The following is a 495-nucleotide window of genomic DNA, read 5'->3' on the forward strand; positions in this document are numbered from 1 at the left end:
GGCGCCTGCTATTCATTGGCGCCATCGCCGTGATGCGCAGCCAGAGGGCGCAGGAAGCCGAAAGCTGGCTGCGCAGACTGCTCGAGCGCCGGCCAGCAAAGGTTGCGGCCATCGCGGTGGCAAACAAGACCGCCCGGGTAATCTGGGCAATGCTGCGCAGCGGCGAGTCATATCGGGCTCCCAAGCCAGCCGCTGCCACGCCGGCCGCCGCATGAGCGGGCTGCGTATGAGACCGACATGAGAGCTTCCCCATCGGAGATGCCGCGGCCGATGGGGGCGTGAGGGCGTAGCGGAGTGATGGCAACACCGGTCGATCCCGGAACCCTGCCGAACCCGAGTTTGTCAAAGCGCGTTCGAGCGCGATTCGTTGATCCGGAGCGGGGTCGCGGATTCCATCAGGGCCCACGGTCATGCGTACCGCACATCGAGGCCGGACACATGACCGCACCCGACCGCGGCGCTACCACACCAAAAAGGCCCTTGCATCGAGGGGGC

The 495-nt window shown here is 66.7% G+C and carries 1 pseudogene; it reads left to right on the forward strand.

What is annotated here, in order from left to right:
* A pseudogene (locus Q7A36_RS40830) lies at positions 1 to 215 on the forward strand (IS110 family transposase); the annotation flags it as partial.
* Positions 216 to 495: the final 280 nt, after the last annotated feature.

The sequence above is a fragment of the Paracraurococcus lichenis genome (assembly GCF_030657435.1).
Taxonomy (GTDB): domain Bacteria; phylum Pseudomonadota; class Alphaproteobacteria; order Acetobacterales; family Acetobacteraceae; genus Paracraurococcus; species Paracraurococcus lichenis.